The sequence below is a fragment of the Halostagnicola alkaliphila genome (assembly GCF_055379965.1).
On record NZ_AP043826.1, the window covers coordinates 2,834,510 to 2,851,104 of the forward strand.

General features: G+C 61.7%; 15 protein-coding genes. 5 read left to right on the forward strand and 10 right to left on the reverse strand.

Translation table 11 applies throughout. The features are described 5' to 3' along the window. Together ACZ5C7_RS19445 and ACZ5C7_RS19450 are read left to right on the forward strand one after the other, a co-directional pair. Complete coding sequence (locus ACZ5C7_RS19445; protein WP_464377911.1) at positions 1 to 918, forward strand: ABC transporter permease; 918 nt, start codon at positions 1 to 3, stop codon at positions 916 to 918. Further along, positions 911 to 1,714 (forward strand): ABC transporter permease, encoded by an 804-nt coding sequence (locus ACZ5C7_RS19450; protein ID WP_464377912.1) that lies wholly within the window; start codon positions 911 to 913, stop codon positions 1,712 to 1,714. Before ACZ5C7_RS19445 ends, ACZ5C7_RS19450 begins: the two co-directional genes overlap by 8 nt. A 45-nt stretch (positions 1,715 to 1,759) precedes the next feature. On the opposite strand, the gene ACZ5C7_RS19455 is transcribed toward ACZ5C7_RS19450, so the two are convergent. The 3 genes from ACZ5C7_RS19455 to ACZ5C7_RS19465 all read right to left on the reverse strand — a co-directional run bounded on the left by ACZ5C7_RS19455 (position 1,760) and on the right by ACZ5C7_RS19465 (position 5,896). After that, positions 1,760 to 2,566 carry a ZIP family metal transporter gene (locus tag ACZ5C7_RS19455; RefSeq protein ID WP_464377913.1) on the reverse strand — a complete coding sequence of 269 codons (807 nt, stop codon included), beginning with the start codon at positions 2,564 to 2,566 and terminating at the stop codon, positions 1,760 to 1,762. 256 nt (positions 2,567 to 2,822) lie between these two features. After that, entirely contained in the window at positions 2,823 to 3,785 is a 963-nt protein-coding gene (locus tag ACZ5C7_RS19460; protein ID WP_464377914.1) for an EamA family transporter, read from the reverse strand. A gap of 176 nt (positions 3,786 to 3,961) precedes the next feature. Continuing rightward, a complete protein-coding gene (locus ACZ5C7_RS19465; protein ID WP_464377915.1) occupies positions 3,962 to 5,896 on the reverse strand; it encodes a beta-CASP ribonuclease aCPSF1 in 1,935 nt (644 codons plus the stop codon). 318 nt (positions 5,897 to 6,214) lie between these two features. Here ACZ5C7_RS19465 and ACZ5C7_RS19470 point away from each other — a divergent pair, with 318 nt between their 5' ends. Then, on the forward strand, positions 6,215 to 6,703 hold the full coding sequence (locus ACZ5C7_RS19470; protein ID WP_464377916.1) for a hypothetical protein: 489 nt from the start codon (positions 6,215 to 6,217) through the stop codon (positions 6,701 to 6,703). A gap of 113 nt (positions 6,704 to 6,816) precedes the next feature. Here ACZ5C7_RS19470 and ACZ5C7_RS19475 read toward each other — a convergent pair whose 3' ends face one another. Continuing rightward, positions 6,817 to 7,431 carry a hypothetical protein gene (locus tag ACZ5C7_RS19475; RefSeq protein ID WP_464377917.1) on the reverse strand — a complete coding sequence of 205 codons (615 nt, stop codon included), beginning with the start codon at positions 7,429 to 7,431 and terminating at the stop codon, positions 6,817 to 6,819. 161 nt (positions 7,432 to 7,592) lie between these two features. On the opposite strand from ACZ5C7_RS19475, the gene nucS reads away from it, so the two are divergent. After that, positions 7,593 to 8,309: an endonuclease NucS gene (gene nucS / locus ACZ5C7_RS19480; RefSeq protein WP_464378481.1), complete on the forward strand. Its 717-nt coding sequence runs from the start codon at positions 7,593 to 7,595 to the stop codon at positions 8,307 to 8,309. A gap of 63 nt (positions 8,310 to 8,372) precedes the next feature. Here the strand turns inward: nucS and ACZ5C7_RS19485 are convergent, their stop codons facing one another. Further along, positions 8,373 to 8,744 (reverse strand): 4a-hydroxytetrahydrobiopterin dehydratase, encoded by a 372-nt coding sequence (locus ACZ5C7_RS19485; protein WP_464377918.1) that lies wholly within the window; start codon positions 8,742 to 8,744, stop codon positions 8,373 to 8,375. A 129-nt stretch (positions 8,745 to 8,873) separates the two neighbouring features. Between ACZ5C7_RS19485 and ACZ5C7_RS19490 the strand changes: the two genes are divergently transcribed. Continuing rightward, positions 8,874 to 10,832: an ATP-binding protein gene (locus ACZ5C7_RS19490; RefSeq protein WP_464377919.1), complete on the forward strand. Its 1,959-nt coding sequence runs from the start codon at positions 8,874 to 8,876 to the stop codon at positions 10,830 to 10,832. A gap of 3 nt (positions 10,833 to 10,835) precedes the next feature. On the opposite strand, the gene mutS is transcribed toward ACZ5C7_RS19490, so the two are convergent. The 5 genes from mutS to ACZ5C7_RS19515 all read right to left on the reverse strand — a co-directional run bounded on the left by mutS (position 10,836) and on the right by ACZ5C7_RS19515 (position 16,586). Next, positions 10,836 to 13,628 (reverse strand): DNA mismatch repair protein MutS, encoded by a 2,793-nt coding sequence (gene mutS, locus ACZ5C7_RS19495; RefSeq protein ID WP_464377920.1) that lies wholly within the window; start codon positions 13,626 to 13,628, stop codon positions 10,836 to 10,838. A gap of 95 nt (positions 13,629 to 13,723) precedes the next feature. Beyond that, positions 13,724 to 13,951 carry a hypothetical protein gene (locus tag ACZ5C7_RS19500; protein WP_464377921.1) on the reverse strand — a complete coding sequence of 76 codons (228 nt, stop codon included), beginning with the start codon at positions 13,949 to 13,951 and terminating at the stop codon, positions 13,724 to 13,726. A gap of 122 nt (positions 13,952 to 14,073) precedes the next feature. Continuing rightward, positions 14,074 to 15,537 carry a DNA polymerase Y family protein gene (locus tag ACZ5C7_RS19505; RefSeq protein ID WP_464377922.1) on the reverse strand — a complete coding sequence of 488 codons (1,464 nt, stop codon included), beginning with the start codon at positions 15,535 to 15,537 and terminating at the stop codon, positions 14,074 to 14,076. A gap of 70 nt (positions 15,538 to 15,607) precedes the next feature. Beyond that, complete coding sequence (locus tag ACZ5C7_RS19510; RefSeq protein ID WP_464377923.1) at positions 15,608 to 15,889, reverse strand: hypothetical protein; 282 nt, start codon at positions 15,887 to 15,889, stop codon at positions 15,608 to 15,610. A gap of 109 nt (positions 15,890 to 15,998) precedes the next feature. After that, the gene (locus tag ACZ5C7_RS19515) at positions 15,999 to 16,586 is read right to left on the reverse strand and encodes a cupin domain-containing protein (protein WP_464377924.1); all 588 of its coding nucleotides are present in this window, start codon (positions 16,584 to 16,586) and stop codon (positions 15,999 to 16,001) included. Positions 16,587 to 16,595 lie beyond the last annotated feature (9 nt).

Here is a 16,595-nt window from a genome sequence, read left to right on the forward strand (position 1 = left end):
ATGTCCGAGACGAATTCGTCTCTCCCGGGTTCGCTCGCGTCGGTCTGGGGATCGATCACCGACCAGTCCAGATCGAATCGAGCGCTCTTATTGATGGCACCGCTGATCGTTTTCGAGTTGCTGGTCTTCGTCGTTCCGTTTTTCATCCTGTTGCGAATCAGTTTCGCGGAGGAATCGTCCGATCTGGTGTACGCCGAGGGAACGTGGACGCTTCAGGCGTACGTAGATGTCTTTACGTCCGGCCTGTTACGGAGCATCGTCGGCTACTCGTTCATGCTTGGAATCGCAGTCACGGTGGTCACCGTCGTGATCGCCATCTTCTATGCGTATGCTATCTGGCGATCCGACGGCCTCGTGAAGACACTGCTGTTGTTCTCAGTAGTGCTCCCGCTGCTGACGACGCTGGTTATCCGGACGTACGCGTTTCAGCCGTTGCTCTCGCCGACAGGGACCGTCAACGAGATACTCCTCTCGTTGAACCTCATCGGGAGTCCGATTCAGATCGTCCCGAGTACTGCGGGGGTCATCATCGGTCAAACGTACATCGTTCTCCCCTACGCCGTGCTCGCGATTTACAGCGTGATGGCGACGATGGACTGGCACGTCGTCGAAGCCGCGCGCGATCTCGGCGCGAGTCGACCGCGATCCGTTCTTGAAGTAGTCGTGCCACAGGTGATGCCCGGCATAATCGTCGCGGCGGTCATCTCCTTCGCCTGGAGCGTCGGCGCCTACGCCGCGCCGGATTTGCTCTCGAACAGCATCTCCTTTGCGATGCAAGTCGAGGGCCTGATGCTCTCGGGGCTCCGGTATCCGCTTGCGGCCGCGTTCTCGGTCGTGATGCTCGTGCTGATGCTCGTCTGTATCGGCGTGTTGTTTACGGTCCTCAACCGCTTCGGAGGTGACTTCGAACTTGCATAGAGAAACGTTCGAAAACGTGGCGTTCCGCGCCGGATACCTGGCGTTGCTGGTATTCATGCTACTCCCCTTGCTCGTGGTCATCGTGACCTCGTTTTCCGGATCGGGACGGATCGCCTTCCCGCCGGATAGTTTCTCGCTCGTGTGGTACGGGGAGTTCTTCGAGAGCATCCGCTGGCTCAACGCGTTCACGAACAGTCTCATCGTCGGCTTCGGGACCGCTTTGGCCGCAACCGCCCTCGGCCTGATGGGCGCGTTCGGACAGGAGATAGAGGGCGGATCCTTCGGAAAGCTCCTGGCACCGCTCGTGCTCATCCCGCTTTTGATTCCGCCGGTTATCCTCGGGATCACGCTGTTGATGTACTTCAATGAGGTCGGCCTTCGAGGCTCCTACGCGAGTATCATCCTCGCACACACCCTGTGGGCGACACCGCTCGTCTACTTCGTCATGCGGTCGGTGTTCAGCCGATTCGACTGGCAACAACTAGACGCGGCACACGATCTGGGTGCTGGTCCGATCCAGTCGTTCGTCCAAGTCGTCCTTCCGAACGTAAAACACGGGATATTCGTGGGCGCGTTGCTCGCCTTTATCATCAGTCTCCAGGAGTTCGTGATGGCGCTGTTCCTCTCGACGCCGAACACGGAGACGATCCCGGTCCTGGCCTGGACCGAAATTCGTCAGGCGTTAGATCCGATGGTGAGCGTCGTCTCGACGTTCCTGATTCTGATCTCGGTCGGTGCGATCGTCATTGCGGCCATCGCGACGAACCTCGAGTGGCTGTCGAAACAGCTGTCCTGACCGATCGACAGCCGTTTCGAACAGTCGAAATTTTTGGCCGCCGCACTATTCGGTTAACAACATGATTGGAAGCATGAGCGCGACGCCCGTCGCGATTCCAACGGTCAGTTCGAATCGCCCGCCGCGAGCGAGGCCGGCATCGTGGCCTTGCTCGAGAGCGTCGGGAAAGATGTCGTGTAGGACCAGGTAGATCATCGCACCAGCGGCGAACCCGAACCCGTACGGGAGAAATTCGCGGGCGGAAGTGACGAACGCGTATGCGATGGCGGCCCCAATGGGTTGGGGGATGCTCGAGAAGATGGCCCACCCGAAGATTCGGGCGTTCGGGACGCCGAAGGTCTTTAGCGGGATCGCGACGGCCAGCCCTTCGGGGAGATTCTGGACGGATATCGCGACGGTGATAAAGATCGCGAGGGAGGGAACAACGAGACCGCCGACGACGAGATCGCCCTCGATTCCGAGGTCGGCGAACGCCACGCCGAGTGCGACGCCCTCCGGAAAGCTGTGAACGGTGAGGATGCCGACGATGAATACGAGCTTCTTGAAATCGGCGGCCGCCATCTCTCTCGGTGCAAATTCGTACCCGCTTATCGCTCGATCGGCCGCGATCACGATCGCGACGCCGATGAGAAGGCCGACGCCGACCTGAACGGCCGTCCCTACCACGAGCCCCTCAAACACGAATCCGAACACTGATGCGAACAGCATGACTCCACCAGCGAACCCCCACAGGACGACCGTGAGCCGATCGCCGATTTCGTCGACGAAAAAGACTGGAACGGCTCCGACGCCGCAGACGATGGCCGTAAAAATCCCAGCGGCGAGCACGAAACCGAACTCAGCACCGATCATTTTCGAATCACGTCGTTCGAACCGCTTTAGTGTACATCGCACTGGACCATAAGGAACCCCGTCGGTAGGAGAATCATTAAAAAGGCAAGGATGCCAACAGCAACTTCCAACGGCAATTAATAGATTGCCAATGATAATGACAGTGGCAGTCGTGTAACGATAGTGACAGTCGAGGTATCCGTAGAAGGGTTTCCATCGGAGGCCGGAATCGGGAGCAGTCGTCGATCAAACTGGCAACACTCGTCGGTAACGGGAGCTATCCGGAGCCGAACTGGATCAACACGCAACCGGACAGAATCAGCAGCGACGCCGTCCCCTTCTGAGCTAACGTGAAGGGATCGAACCGTTCGGTGAGTAGTTCGGGTGTCAACTTGCTCAACGACAGCGACCCGACGAAAACGAGCATCACGTCGAGTTTGGTGATCGCCGTCGCGAGCGAAACGGGTCCGGTCTCGAGCGCCCGAACGAACGTCAATAACGCGACGGCGTTCAACAGACCGCCGACGACCAGAAGCGAGGTCCCCCTCGAGAGCCGCCAGAATAGCGGATCGCTCGAGCCCGTGGCTGGCCGGAACCGAGCCCCTTCGCGAAACGGCGCAATCGCGACGAGCGAGGCTAACCCGCCGACGCTGATCCAGAAGAGGATCCCGAGGGTCCCGAACTCGGTGGTGAGAACTTTCATTCCCGTATTGAGGACGGCGAAGGCGGCCGCGGCGGCCACCGCGACGCCGATCGTCGACGGGCCGACGGTGCCGCGAAGCGATCCGCCCCCGTGCTCGTAAGAGATGAACAACGCCCCAAAAACCACGAGCAGGACGCCCCCGTAGACGCCCGCCGGAAATGACTCCTCGAGGAGCAAGAAGCCGAGTGCAAGCACGAATATCGTCTCGACGGCCAGGGCCGGAACGAACCGCGAGACGTCGCCGCTGACGAGGCCCCAATAGTAGATGCCGTAGCCGACCGTCGAAACGACGCCGAAGGCCATCGCCGTGAGCACCGCCGACAGCGGCGTCGGATCGGTGACGGCGATACCCGAAATCGTCGTCGGCTCGAGTAGCAGGCCGGCCGCGATGTAGACGGCGTAGAACGGTACGCAAGAGTAGATCGTCATCGTGATCGGGTCGTCGATCTCGGTCCCGCTGACGACTTTTGCCAAGAGCGCAATCGCCGCGTAGACGACCGCGGTCAACAGCGCGTAGACGAACCAGACCGGTATCACTCAGCACTCAGCCTCCGGCAACTCACAATAGCTCACGGAGAGGGTACCATCCCGAAGCGGAAAACACGCTTGATTCAGTTCGGGGTCGCGATTCGGAGGAAAGTGGAGTCGGTTGCGACGTGAATCTGAACCGGGTCGAAAACGACTGCAGGCAGTGTCGAACTGCGACTCCGGACCTAGAGGAAGCGGAACGTCTCGAGGTTTTTCGGCGCGAACGTACGCATGTTGTACTCGTGATACAGTGCGGAGGAGAGATCCTGCGTGGATCGTTCGTCGCCGTGGACACAGAGGACCTTCTCCGGGCGCGGGTTCATCGTGTCGACGAAGTCCTCTAGGCCCTGGCGGTCGGCGTGGCCCGAGAACCCGTCGACAGTTTCGACGTTCATATTGAGCGAGAGCGTGCCGCGTCCGTTTCCGTCGCCCATCGCGCCGACCTCGCTGGTCGGGATCTCGTCCCAGCCGTTCTGAATTCGTCGGCCGAGCGTTCCCTGTGCCTGGTAGCCGACGAAGACGAGCGAGGAATCCGGATCGGGACCGAGGTGGCTCAGCCAGGACATGATCGGACCGCCGGTGACCATACCGGAAGTCGAGAGGATAATACAGGAGTCGCCGTCGGTGACGTCCTGACGTTCCTCTTCGCCACCGTCGATGTGGTTGAACTCCTCGGCGAGGAACGGGTTCTCGTCGTCGTGGAAGATCCGATCCCGAAGGTCGTCGCGAAGATATTCAGGGTAGGTCGTGTGAATCGCCGTCGCCTCCCAGATCATCCCGTCGAGGTGGACCGGCATCTGCGGAATTTCGCCCTCGCGCATCGCCTTCTCGAGGACGAGCATGATCTCCTGGGATCGCCCGACCGCGAACGCCGGGATGAGGATTTTCCCGTCGCGGTCGGCTGCCTCGTTGATGACCTCCTTGAGTTTCTCTTCTGACTCCTCCTGGTCGGTCTGGTAATCGTTTCGACCACCGTAGGTCGACTCGAGGACGAGCGTTTCGACCCGCGGGAAGTCGTTGGTCGCGCCGTTGAACAGGCGCGTGTCGTCGTAGTGAATGTCGCCGGAGAACGCGACGTTGTAGAGGCCGTCGCCGATGTGGAAGTGGGAAACGGCCGAACCGAGAATGTGACCCGCGTTGTGGAACGTGAGTTTGACGTCCGGTGCGATGTCGGTGACATCGCCGTACTCGAGCGGGATGCAGTGTTTGATCGCCTCGCGGACCATCTCGGACTCGTACGGTGGCGTGCGCCCTTCCTTCGTGGCGACGTCGAGGTAGTCGAGCGTGAGAAGCCCCATCAGATCCCGCGTCGGTTCCGTACAGTAGATCGGGCCGTCGTAGCCGTATTTGAACAGAAGCGGGATCAGTGCGGAGTGATCGAGGTGGGCGTGAGTCAGCACGACGGCGTCGATCGTCTGCGGGCCGGCGCCGAGGGCTTCGGGCGCGTGGAGGTACGGCACTTCGCCTTCGGCACCGGGTTTGTCGCCGCAGTCGATCAGGATGCGCGTCTCGGGCGTCGAGAGGATAAAGGACGCACGACCGACCTCTCGACAGCACCCGAGCGTGGTGATCCGGACGTACTCGTCGTCGGACATCTCCTCGCGGTGGATCTGTCTGCCGACGCGTTCGAGAACGTCCCGGCGCTCGTCGCGTTCTTGCTTGAGGAAGTTTCGAACGTTCGATACCGTCGAGGACTCGATCGGCGGCGTGCGAACGACCTCCGGGGTCCAGCCGACGTTTTTCGTGATGTCGCGAAGCGTCGAGCCGTGCCGGCCGATTACCATGCCCGGCTTCTGGGCTTCGATGACGACCTCGCCCGTGTCCGCGTGGAAATCGAGGTCGGTAACTCCCGCCTCTTCGGGAATGACGCTCATGATCTCCTCTCGAGCCTCGTCGGGTCTCGAGAGGACGCTCGGATCGGGTCGGACGGTGATCCGTTTTCGAAGTTTACTCGCGAGTTGTCGAATGAGGTCGCCTTTCTGAGCGAACTTCTTCGGATCGCGCGTATAGACTACCAGTTCGGGGCCTTCGTATTTCACCGAGGAGACCGAGATATCTGCCGGTAACTCGCTCGTGATCTGTTCTTCCAAATCGTCGAGTTGCTGCTCTACAGTGCTCATAATCGCCGAATGTGATTGCGTGAACGGCCGACGGAAAGCGGGGAGTCAGGGCGGTTTCCTGTTCCCGAGAACGGTCGTTCGTATCGAATCCGTCGATGGTATCGAAGTACCGCCCCAAACGGGGGCTGTCATCCGTAGCATCTCACGACATCGATAGGTAGCTCGGGTACAGTCCGTCTTCGTACTGAGTACGCTCCCAGATCGGTTATCCTGGTCCGTGCGGGAAGATTCCAGGGAGAACCCGCTTACCCGAGGCTATTCCGTGCGTGGTATAAAAGCCTTCGCAAAGATGAGGGCAGTTCGTCACGAACCGACGGTATGGAACTCACACCGGCCCGCGTCGTCGAGGAACGAGACTGGGTGCGAGCACAAGCGGGAACCGTCGTTCCGACGATTAACGAGGTTCGAGACGATCTCGGAGAGCAATTCGACACCGACGTCGATCACGTCACGGAGGACCAATATCGTGCGGAGGTCGACACGATTTTTGCCGACGGCGATCTTGCGGTCAACGTCGCGGCGATGGTCGCTATTCTGCGCGATCTCGACGTCGAGAACGATTATCCCGGTTTCGTCGTCGACGAACTGCTCGGGCGCGAACTGGCGGCGACGATCTCGGGAACGCAACCGCTGCGCACGCTCGGCGAGGCGACGTTTCACTACGCGGACGTCCACGTTCAGGGCTCGAGCGACGAAAACGCGGGCGTCGACGATCTCGAGGCGGCGCTCGCCGCGGGGTTTCAAGAACGCATTCCGGGCTGGGACTGGGCCGAGCGCGATAGCCCGTTCGCCGTCGACTCCGCGTGAGAGAGAGATCGCAATCGTCGCTAAAAGTGAGGCGAGAGACGACGGGGGAGGCCGTCCTCGTGTTGAGGAGCGGTCACAGCCGACTCGAGGGGGAGTCGTTCGAACGGTCGCCTTTACTCGTCGCTTTCGTCGCCGTCCTCGGGTTCGTCGTTCCCGCCGTCTTCGCTGTCCTCGTCTCCATCCGATTCGTCATCTTCGCTGTCCTCGTCTTCGTCGCCATCCCCGTCTTCGCCATCCCCGTCTTCGCCATCCCCGTCTTCGCCATCCCCGTCTTGACCGCCCTCGAGGTCTTCCTCGGTCGGCGGCTCCTGTTGCCCGCCCTGGTTCTGTGCTAACAGAATCTCGTACGCACCGCCGTCGTACAACGTGAAGACGTTCCCGTTCACGAGGCCGTCGAGAATCGCTTCGGGAGCGCCGTCGATCAGAAAGAGGCCGATATCTTCCGACGACTCTTCGACGGTTATCGTGGAGTCGTCGACTCGAGATTCGAACCCCTCGACGGCTTCTTCGAAGAGTTCGCGTTCCTGCTGGATGAGCTCTTCCTGGCTCATCTCTTCGTCTATCGCGGCCTCGAACTCCTCTTGGGACGGCTGGACGATCGCCGTAACGTATCCGTCGCCCTCGTCATCGCTTCCGATCGAAAACGCCTCAGAACAACCGGCGATGGACGCCGTAAGGCCCGTTCCAGTGAGTTGGAGAAACCGACGACGGTTCTGATCGGCTGGCATAAGTACTAGCTCGCGGGTCCAAACCAGTATAAGACTTCTCCATCACCGAAACGCACACCGGCGGGGTCCGCGCTCGCACTCGATCCGCGTTCGTGTCGAGTTGTTTTTACCCGGCTACGGTCTATGCCGTTTCAGTGACGGCCTCCGATCACACAGCCCCGATAACCCTCGAGCAGCCCTCCTTCGAGACCGCCTGCGAAACGATCGCGGACGGTATCGCTCGAGACGCCCTCGTGACGATCTTCGGCCGGTGTACCGTCGACTACGACGGCCGGGCCTCGAGCCAACTCGACGCCGGCGATCGACACGTCATGTGTAAACCCGACGGAACCACGCTGGTCCACACCGACGAGGGCCAGAAGCCGGTCAATTGGCAGCCTCCTGGGTGTACCCACGAAGCGTTTTGTGACGGCGACGAACTCCACCTCGAGAGTCACCGTTCGACGCCCGAGGAGCGGCTACTGGTCGCGTTCGAAACGGTCCTCCAAGTCTCGGTCTTTCCGGTGTCGGACTCGAGCGAACTCACCCTCGTCGGCACCGAGGAGGACCTCCGCGAGCGGATCCTCGAGGATCCCGGCCTGCTCGAGCCCGGCTTTCGACCGCTGGCGACCGAGCGCGATACGCCGGCGGGTGCGATCGACATCTACGGCGAGGATTCGGTCGGGCGCGCGGTCGTCGTGGAGCTCAAGCGACGCCGGGTCGGCCCCGACGCCGTGAGTCAGTTGCGACGGTACGTCGACGCCCTCGAGCGCGATCTGCACGCCGACGCGTCGATCCGGGGTATTCTGGTCGCCCCCTCCGTAACGGATCGGGCTGACGGGCTGCTCGGCGAGCACGGCCTCGAATTCGTTCCGCTCGAGCCGACGAGTACTGCGTGACGTTCTCCGTGCGGTGGCACGCGCTGGATCGATTGGCCTGAAAAAGAGCGGTGGTCGACCTGACTACTCCCCGTCCTCGGAGTCGTCGGTCGGCGCGTACTCCTCGTGAATTCGATCCATCCGCGCGGCCATCACGAAGTCGCTCTTGTGGAGGCCGTCGATCTTGTGCGTCCACATCTCGACGACCACTTCGCCCCACGAGAGTTCGATATCCGGATGGTGCCATTCTTCCTCCGCGAGTTCGCCGATATCATAGGTGAACTCGAGAGCGTCGCGAAAGTCCTCGAAGGCGTAGGTTCCCTCGAGGTGGTGTTCGTCGACGACATCCCAGACGTCGGTGTCGATTCGGCCGTACAGTTCCTCGATTCCCTCGCCGGTGAGCGGGTCGTCGTCGCTTGTACAGGCGACGCACTCCTCTTCTGCGAGTTTTGGCATGCGAGGTCGTACGAACCGAAGGTGGAAAACTCGTTCGCACAGCTACTCTCACGTCAAGCGGTAAGTGCAATTGAGTGAGGACTCAGCAACGGAAGGGTTTACACGTCGCTCACTATTAGCGGTCGAAGAATGGGTTCGACTTCTGAAACAGACGCGGAGCTTCACGACCGAATTCACCAACAGGAAATGGTCGTCGAACTTGGACAACAAGCCCTCGAGACCGACGAACTCGACCGACTACTACAGGACGCGACGGATGTCGTCGCCGAAACGCTCGACGCGGAGTACTGCAAGGTCCTCGAGTTGCGTCCGGGAGGGAACGAACTCCTATTATGCCACGGAGTCGGTTGGGAGGAGGGGCTCGTCGGCACCGCGACGGTACCGACGGGGACCGGATCGCAGGCCGGGTATACGCTTCGGACCGACAAACCGGTCGTCGTGGATGACCTCGCTTCCGAGAAACGGTTTTCCGGTCCCGACTTGCTCGTCGATCACGACGTTGTCAGCGGGATGAGCGTCGTCATCGGTTCGTCCGACGACCCGTGGGGAGTGCTGGGGGTGCATACGACGGAGCGACGATCGTTCACCGAACACGATAGTAACTTCATTCGAAACGTCTCTAACGTTCTCGCATCGACTATTGACAACAGAGAGACCGAACGACGGCTCGAAGCGGAAAAGCAGCTCAGAGAGCAACTCGTCGAGACGAGTCCGGTGGGAATCGTCGTCGTCGGTGCCGATGGAACCCTTCGATTCGCCAACGAGCGCGCGGAGGAAATCTACGATCGCAGTCGAGAAGAACTCGAGGCGTACTCCCACGACGATTCTCGCTGGGATCTCGTCGATACGGACGGGGAGGCGCTTTCGGCAGACGAAACCCCCTTCGAGCAGGTGCTGGCCACAGGAGAGTCGATCTTCGACGTGGAACTCGGTTTGCGCCAACCCGACGGGCAACGCGTCTGGATATCCGTCAACGGTTCGCCGTTGCGAATCGACGACGACAGAAGCGCCATCTTCGCTTTTACCGACATCACCGAACAAAAACGTCTCGAGGCCGAGTTCACGGAAATCCTGGGCCGGGTTTCGGACGCGTTCTACGCCCTCGACGACGAGTTTCGATTCACCCACGTCAACGAACGCGCGGAAGAGCTCCTCCAGCACTCGGAGGAGGAACTGCTCGGCGAGAACCTCTGGGACGTGTTCCCCTCTGCGGCCGAGATAGACGAGGTCTGGGACGCCTTCCAGACGGCGCGAGACGAGCAGGTGCCGACCAGTTACGAACTCTATTACGATACGCTCGAGTTCTGGGTCGAGGCGAATATCTACCCGTCCGAAACCGGGATTTCGGTCTACTTCCGAGACATCAGCGATCGAGTTCGACGCGAACGATCGCTCAAGCGCTCGAACGAACGTCTCGAGCAGTTCGCCTACTCCGCTTCTCACGACCTCCAGGAACCGCTTCGGATGGTCTCGAGTTACCTCCAGCTGATAGAACGTCGGTACAGTGATGCGCTCGACGAAGACGGCGAGGAATTCCTCGAGTTCGCCGTCGACGGCGCGGATCGAATGCGGGCGATGATACAGAGCTTACTCGAGTATTCGAAAGTCGAAACCCGCGGCGAACCGCTCGTACCTGTCGACTTCGAGCGCGTTACTGAGGACGTTCTCGACGACCTTCACTTCCAGATCGAGGACCACGACGCCGAGATCACCGTCGAGGAGTTACCTCGAGTCGAGGGCGATCCCGAACAGTTGCGCCAACTCCTGCAGAATCTCCTGTCCAACGCGTTCCAGTACAGCGGCGACGAGCCGCCCGACGTGCATCTCTCTGCGGAACGGTCCGATTCGATGTGGACGATTTCGGTTCGGGACGAAGGAATCGGTATCGATCCCGACGAGACGAGCCGTATTTTCGAGGTGTTCGAACGTCTACACAGCCGAGAGGAACACCCGGGGACGGGAATCGGGCTCGCACTCGCCCAACGCATCGTCGAGCGCCACGGCGGCGAGATCTGGGCCGACTCCGAACCCGATGAGGGAACTACCTTCTCGTTCACGCTTCCGGCGGTCGAAGCGTCCGAACGATAGCGGTCACTCCTCGAGCAACTGCTTTAACCGATCCAGTTCGGTCAGCGCCTGCACCGGTGTGAGGTGTGCGAGATCGAGTGCGCGGAGTTCCGTGACGAGGTCGGACGGAACGTCGTCCTCTGCAGGAACGTCACCCTTCACAGATTCGAGACCCGATTCCCGCGAGAAGCTAGCGTCGGTCGCGTGTTCACCGCCGTCCGTCGTTGCTGGTGAGGCCCCAGTCGAAGAGTCGGGCGTGAGTGCATCCGCTTGAGAGCCGCCTTCGAGACTATCGGATTCCGCCTCGAGGACGAGTTCCCGCGAGCGCGCGACCACGTCCTCGGGGACGCCCGCGGCAGTCGCGACCTCGACGCCGTAGGAGCCGTCGGCCGCGCCGGGGGCGATATCGTGGTGGAAAACGACCTCGCCGTCTTCCTGCGTCGTTTCGAAGTGGAGCGTGAACGCGGCCTCGAGGTCGCGCGTCAGTTCGGTCAGCGGATGGTGGTGGGTCGCAAAGAGCGTCGTCGCACCGACCTCGTCGTGGAGGTGCTCGGTGATCGCCTGCGCGATGGCGAGCCCGTCGGCCGTGGAGGTGCCGCGCCCGACTTCGTCGAGCAGGACCAGCGAGCGCTCGTCGGCTTCCTCGAGGATCGTCGCGAGCTCGTCCATCTCGACCATGAACGTCGAGCGCCCGCCGGCGATGTCGTCGCTCGCGCCGACGCGGGTAAAAATCCGCTCGAGCGGCGTGAGCCGAACGGACTTCGCGGGAACGAAGCTCCCGACCTGGGCGAGGAGCGCAATCTGGGCGACCTGTCGCATGTACGTCGATTTCCCGGACATGTTCGGACCCGTGATGATCCCCAATCGGCGGTCGCTCGAGAATTGGGCCCCGTTGGGGACGAACGACTCCTGGGTGCGCTCGACGACGGGGTGACGGCCGCCGTCGATCTCGAGCACCTGCTCCTCGCCTCGCTCGAGCACCTCGGGCCGGCAGTAATCGTACTGAGCCGCGACGGTCGCGAGCGAGACGAGCGCGTCGAGGGTCGCGACGGCCTCTGCGAGCCCCTGGACGCGTTCGACTTCGTCGGCGATCTCTCGCCGAATCTCGCAGAACAGTTCGTACTCGCGCTCGTCGGCGCGTTCTTCGGCACCGACGATCTCGTCCTCTCGTTGCTTCAGCTCCGGCGTGACGAACCGTTCGGAGTTCTTCAGCGTCTGTCTGCGCTGGTAGTTCTCTGGTACCGCCTCGAGGTTCGGGTTCGTGACCTCGATATAGTAGCCGTGGACTGAGTTGTAGCCGACCGAAAGGGAGTCGATCCCGGTTCGGTCGCGTTCGCTTTCCTCGAGGTCGTCGATCCACTGCTTGCCGTCTCGAGCGGTCGCGCGGAGTCGGTCAAGATCGTCGTCGTAGCCCTCCGCGATGACGCCGCCCTCGGTGATCTCGATCGGCGGATCGGAAACGATCCCGGTCTCGACTCGTTCCCGGACGTCCGCGAGCGGGTCGAGGTTCTCCTGGAGCGTCTCCAGTCGATCGCAGTCCGCTTCGGCGGCCTCGAGCTGGTCGCGGATTTCGGGAATTACCGCGAGAGTATCCCGAAGCGAGCGGAGATCCCGGGCGTTCGCCCGTTCTCGGGAGATCCGTCCGATGAGCCGCTCGAGGTCGTAGACGTCCCGAAGCAGCTCCTGTAGTTCTTCTCTGGTCTGGACGGCTCCAGTCAGCTCCTCGACCGCGTCGAGTCGGGCGTCTATTTGGGCGGGCTCGAGCAGTGGCCGGCGAAGCCAATCGCGAAGCTTCCGGCCGCCGAGCGCGCTCGAGGTTTCGTCGAGGACGCCGAACAGCGTGGCTTCCTCTCTGCCGTAGACAGCTCTGGGTTCGAACAGCTCGAGGCTTCGCAGCGCGACGGCGTCGAGCAGGAGGTACTCCCGGGGATCGTACCGTGTGAGGTGGGTGAGGTACTCGAGGCGGGTCGTCTGGGTGCCGGTTTCGATCATCCCGGCGGAGTCGATCTCGTCGGAATCCTCCTTGTCAACGCCCTTCTCGCTGCTGTCCTGCTCGTCGACGCCGCCTCGAGCGTACTCCGCGTAGGAGAGTAAGGCTCCGCAAGCCCGGACTTCCGCATCTCCCGCGAGCAACGAGTCGGGATCGCCGAAGTACTCGGCGAGCATCTCGGCGGCGCGTTGGCGCTCGAACACCGATTCGTCGAAGGGAGTGACCATGCACCCCTCCGGAGTGAGCGCGTCGTCGACCGCAGGCCCGACGATGGCTTCGGCGGGCTCGAACCGACTCACCTCGTCCGATATCGCGTCGCTCGAGGTCGAGCTCGTGGCGAGGAAGTCGCCGGTCGACACGTCGAGGAAGGCGAGTCCGACGGTCTCTTCGTCTCGAGCGAGCGCGGCGACGAAGTTGTTGTCGTCGCTTGCGAGCAGTTCGTCCTCGGTGAGCGTTCCGGGCGTGATAACGCGCGTGACGGCGCGTTCGACCACGCCGGGTGACTCTCCGGGCTCTTCGACTTGATCTGCAACGGCGACGCGGTAGCCAGCCTCGAGCAGTTCGTCGATGTAGGAGGCCGCGTTGTCGACCGGAACGCCGGTCATCGGGTACTCTCCCGTCGAGTCTTCGCGGCTCGTAAGCGTCAACTCGAGGAGCCGGGCGGTTCGCTCGGCGGCACCGCAAAACGTTTCGTAGAAGTCGCCGACCTGAAAGAGAACGATCGCGTCGTCGTAGCGCGCACAGAGGTCGTGATACTGGCCCATCATGGGCGTCAACTCCTCGCGCCGTTCGGCCATTTTCGGTGGCGGGCCACAGGCCGAGTCCATACCCAATACCGACCGCCGGACGCTGAAATAGCTTGCTGGATTCGATCGCACAGCATCTGCGTTATATCGGCCGACAGCTGGAGAATCGAGGACGACTACGAGCCGTCAGCGGACGATTCTTTTGTCGCGAACACGTAATAGAAAAACGCGACGACGCCGCCCCACCACAGCCCCCTCGAGAGGAAGTAGGACATCGTTCCGTCGGTTCCGGGCGGTGCTCCGAGGGTAACTCCGACCGCCGGAACGAGAACGAGCATCCCGGCCAGAATCGCGAGGGCCTTGAGCAGAGGAACTGCCTGCGGAGCCCACGTTCGGGCGTTCATTGCAGACGTGTTTTACAACCAACAGCAAAGGTTTTGTGAAGAACGGTCATCCACCGACAGCGGACTCGCGACGAAAACGCACTCGCCGGGTCGCGGTTCGGTAGCTCCTGTCGACAACCCTGTTATCGCGAACCAAAATCGTTGAGCGACGACTGTCCCGTCGGCAGGCCGTCGGATTCCGACGAAGACTCGAGGGTCTCGTCCGATCCGTCCGGTTCATCCTCCGCTTGCCACTCATCAGTAATCGTCGTCGGCTCGCTTGAGTGCTCGAGTCCAGATTCGTCCTCAGCCGAGTTATCGTTCCTCGATTCCGCCGATTCGCTATCTGCTTCCATCGAATCGTCAGCCGGCTCCGTCGTCCCACCGCCCCCCACGCCATCCCACCCGTCCAGACTCGCCTGGTCGGCACCCGTGAACTCGAGGTTCGCGACGCGAACCCCGAGCTTTCGAACCGGCTCGGTCTCGAACTCGGTGAACAGGTCCCGAGCGATCCGGTCGACGAGTTCCGGGTCGTCGACCGGTCCGGAAAGCGACCGCTCGCGCGTGTTCACGTCGAACGGCGGGAGAACCGCTTTTACCCCGACGGTTCGGTAGAGCGCACCCTCTCGAGTCGCCCGGTCCGCGACCGCGGCGGCGAGCGTCTCGATCAGTTCGTACTTCGGTCCCGGCTCCTCGACGGCCTCCGCGAACGCCGATTCCCGTGAGAAGCTCTTTGGCTCCCCTCGAGGTTCGACGCGCCTATCGTCTTCGCCCCGAGCGCGCTCGTAGAGTTCCCGACCACGCTCGCCGAAACGCTCCTCGAGCGGCTTCGGATCGGCGGCCGCAACATCGCCAGCGGACTCGAGGCCCATGCTTCGAAGCTCGCGAGCCGTCACGGGGCCGACGCCGTGGAGCAACTCGACCTCGAGCGGGGCTAGGAACGACTCAATCTCGCCGGGTCGAACGACAGTCAACCCGTCGGGCTTATCGAAATCGCTGGCGATTTTGGCGGCGCTCATCGTCGGCGCGACGCCGATGCTGACGGTGACGCCGACCTCGCGTTCGATGCGTCCCTTGACGTGGCGGGCGAAGCCGTCCGCGACCTCCCAGGCGGTTCTGTCGGTCACGTCGAGGTAGGCCTCGTCGATGCTGACCTCTCGAACGACCTCGGCGGAGTCGTGGAGGATCTCCCGCACCTCCGAGGCGACCGACTCGTAGTAGTCCATGTCGACCTGGCGATAGTGACCGGTTTCGTCCGGCTCGAGATCCCCCTCTGAATCCGCGTTCTCGTCCGACTTCGCGTTCTCGTCCGGTTCCGCATCCGAATTGTCCTCGAGTAGAGCCCGCCGCGGAAGCTTCTCGAGTGCGGTCGAGATCGCCTGCGCGCTTTCGACGCCGAACTCGCGAGCTTCGTAGCTCGCGGTCGCGACGGCACCGATGGTTTCGCCGGCTTCGTAGCCCATGCCGACGACGACGGGTTCGCCCTCGAGTTCGGGCTCTTTGAGTCGCTCGCAGGACGCGTAAAAACAGTCCGCGTCGACGTGAAGGACGATCCGATCCTCTTCGTCGACGGCTTCGACCCCCGGCAGCCGTGGCCCGTCGTTCATCCGTTACCAATCGGTTCGTCTGTGCGGTTGTGAACGTTCCGACCGGTCGCCAGTCAACGGGCGAACGCTCTTAGCTCCGAACGTCTTCGATCTTGTCTTTGGCTTTCTCGAGCGTCGATTCGAACGTTTCCTCTATTTCTTCGACGGATCGTTCGACGTAGTGAACCCGTCCGTGAGGAACCCGGCGCACCATGTCGTTGCCGTCCTCGTCGGTTCCGTAGGCGAACAGCCAGTGGTCCTGAAAGTAGGCGATGCGGTCGTTGTCGACGGTGACGGATTCTCGACCGTCTTCGGGTGTCTCGTAGACGATCGTCGCCGTTCCAACTTCCGTGGAACTGTGTTGATCCGGCATGGGTTGTGGTACGGCGATCGGTCACGTAGTCGCCCGCCCAGCGACTGCAGCGTGTGGAGATACGTCCGTTGTCGGATCAAGAATTAGGTACTGAAGCTGGATTGATCCATCAACAGTCTACGGGTTCGACCCACTCCGTCGCGGGCTCCCCGTCGGGGATGCCGAGGAAGATCACCCACGCCCGCGCCTCCTCATCGTCGCTCACGTTATCCGCGATGTGAACTTCTCCGGGATCGAAGAATCCCTCACCTGCCGTGTACGTACGGGTGATGCAATCTCGTTCCCAGCTGATTTCGAGTTCCCCCTCAATGATATTGACGAGCGCCGATCCAGGGTGTCGGTGCCAGCCTGACGTTCCGCCAGGCGTCCAAGTCACGTCGGCGACCACGAGCGTCGATGTATCATTCAGTGTGTGGTGTGATGCCATGGTCCCGCCGTCGTCCCCATCAAACATGAGCGCAAACGTTGTACCCACCTCGTCAGGGAAGGTAGCGTGCTCTCCGACGACCTCGACCTCGAACCCGTCGGGTTCGTCAACCTCGGGATCGACCTCGTCATGATCGTCATTTACATCGTTGTTCTCGTCATCGTGAGCGGTGACAGCCCCGGACAGGCCGACCACACCGAGGTTGGCAGCGCTGGCTTGCAATGCTGTTCTCCGCGATATCCCGTCGATCAATCTGGTTCCGTTAGTCATGGTCTCTCG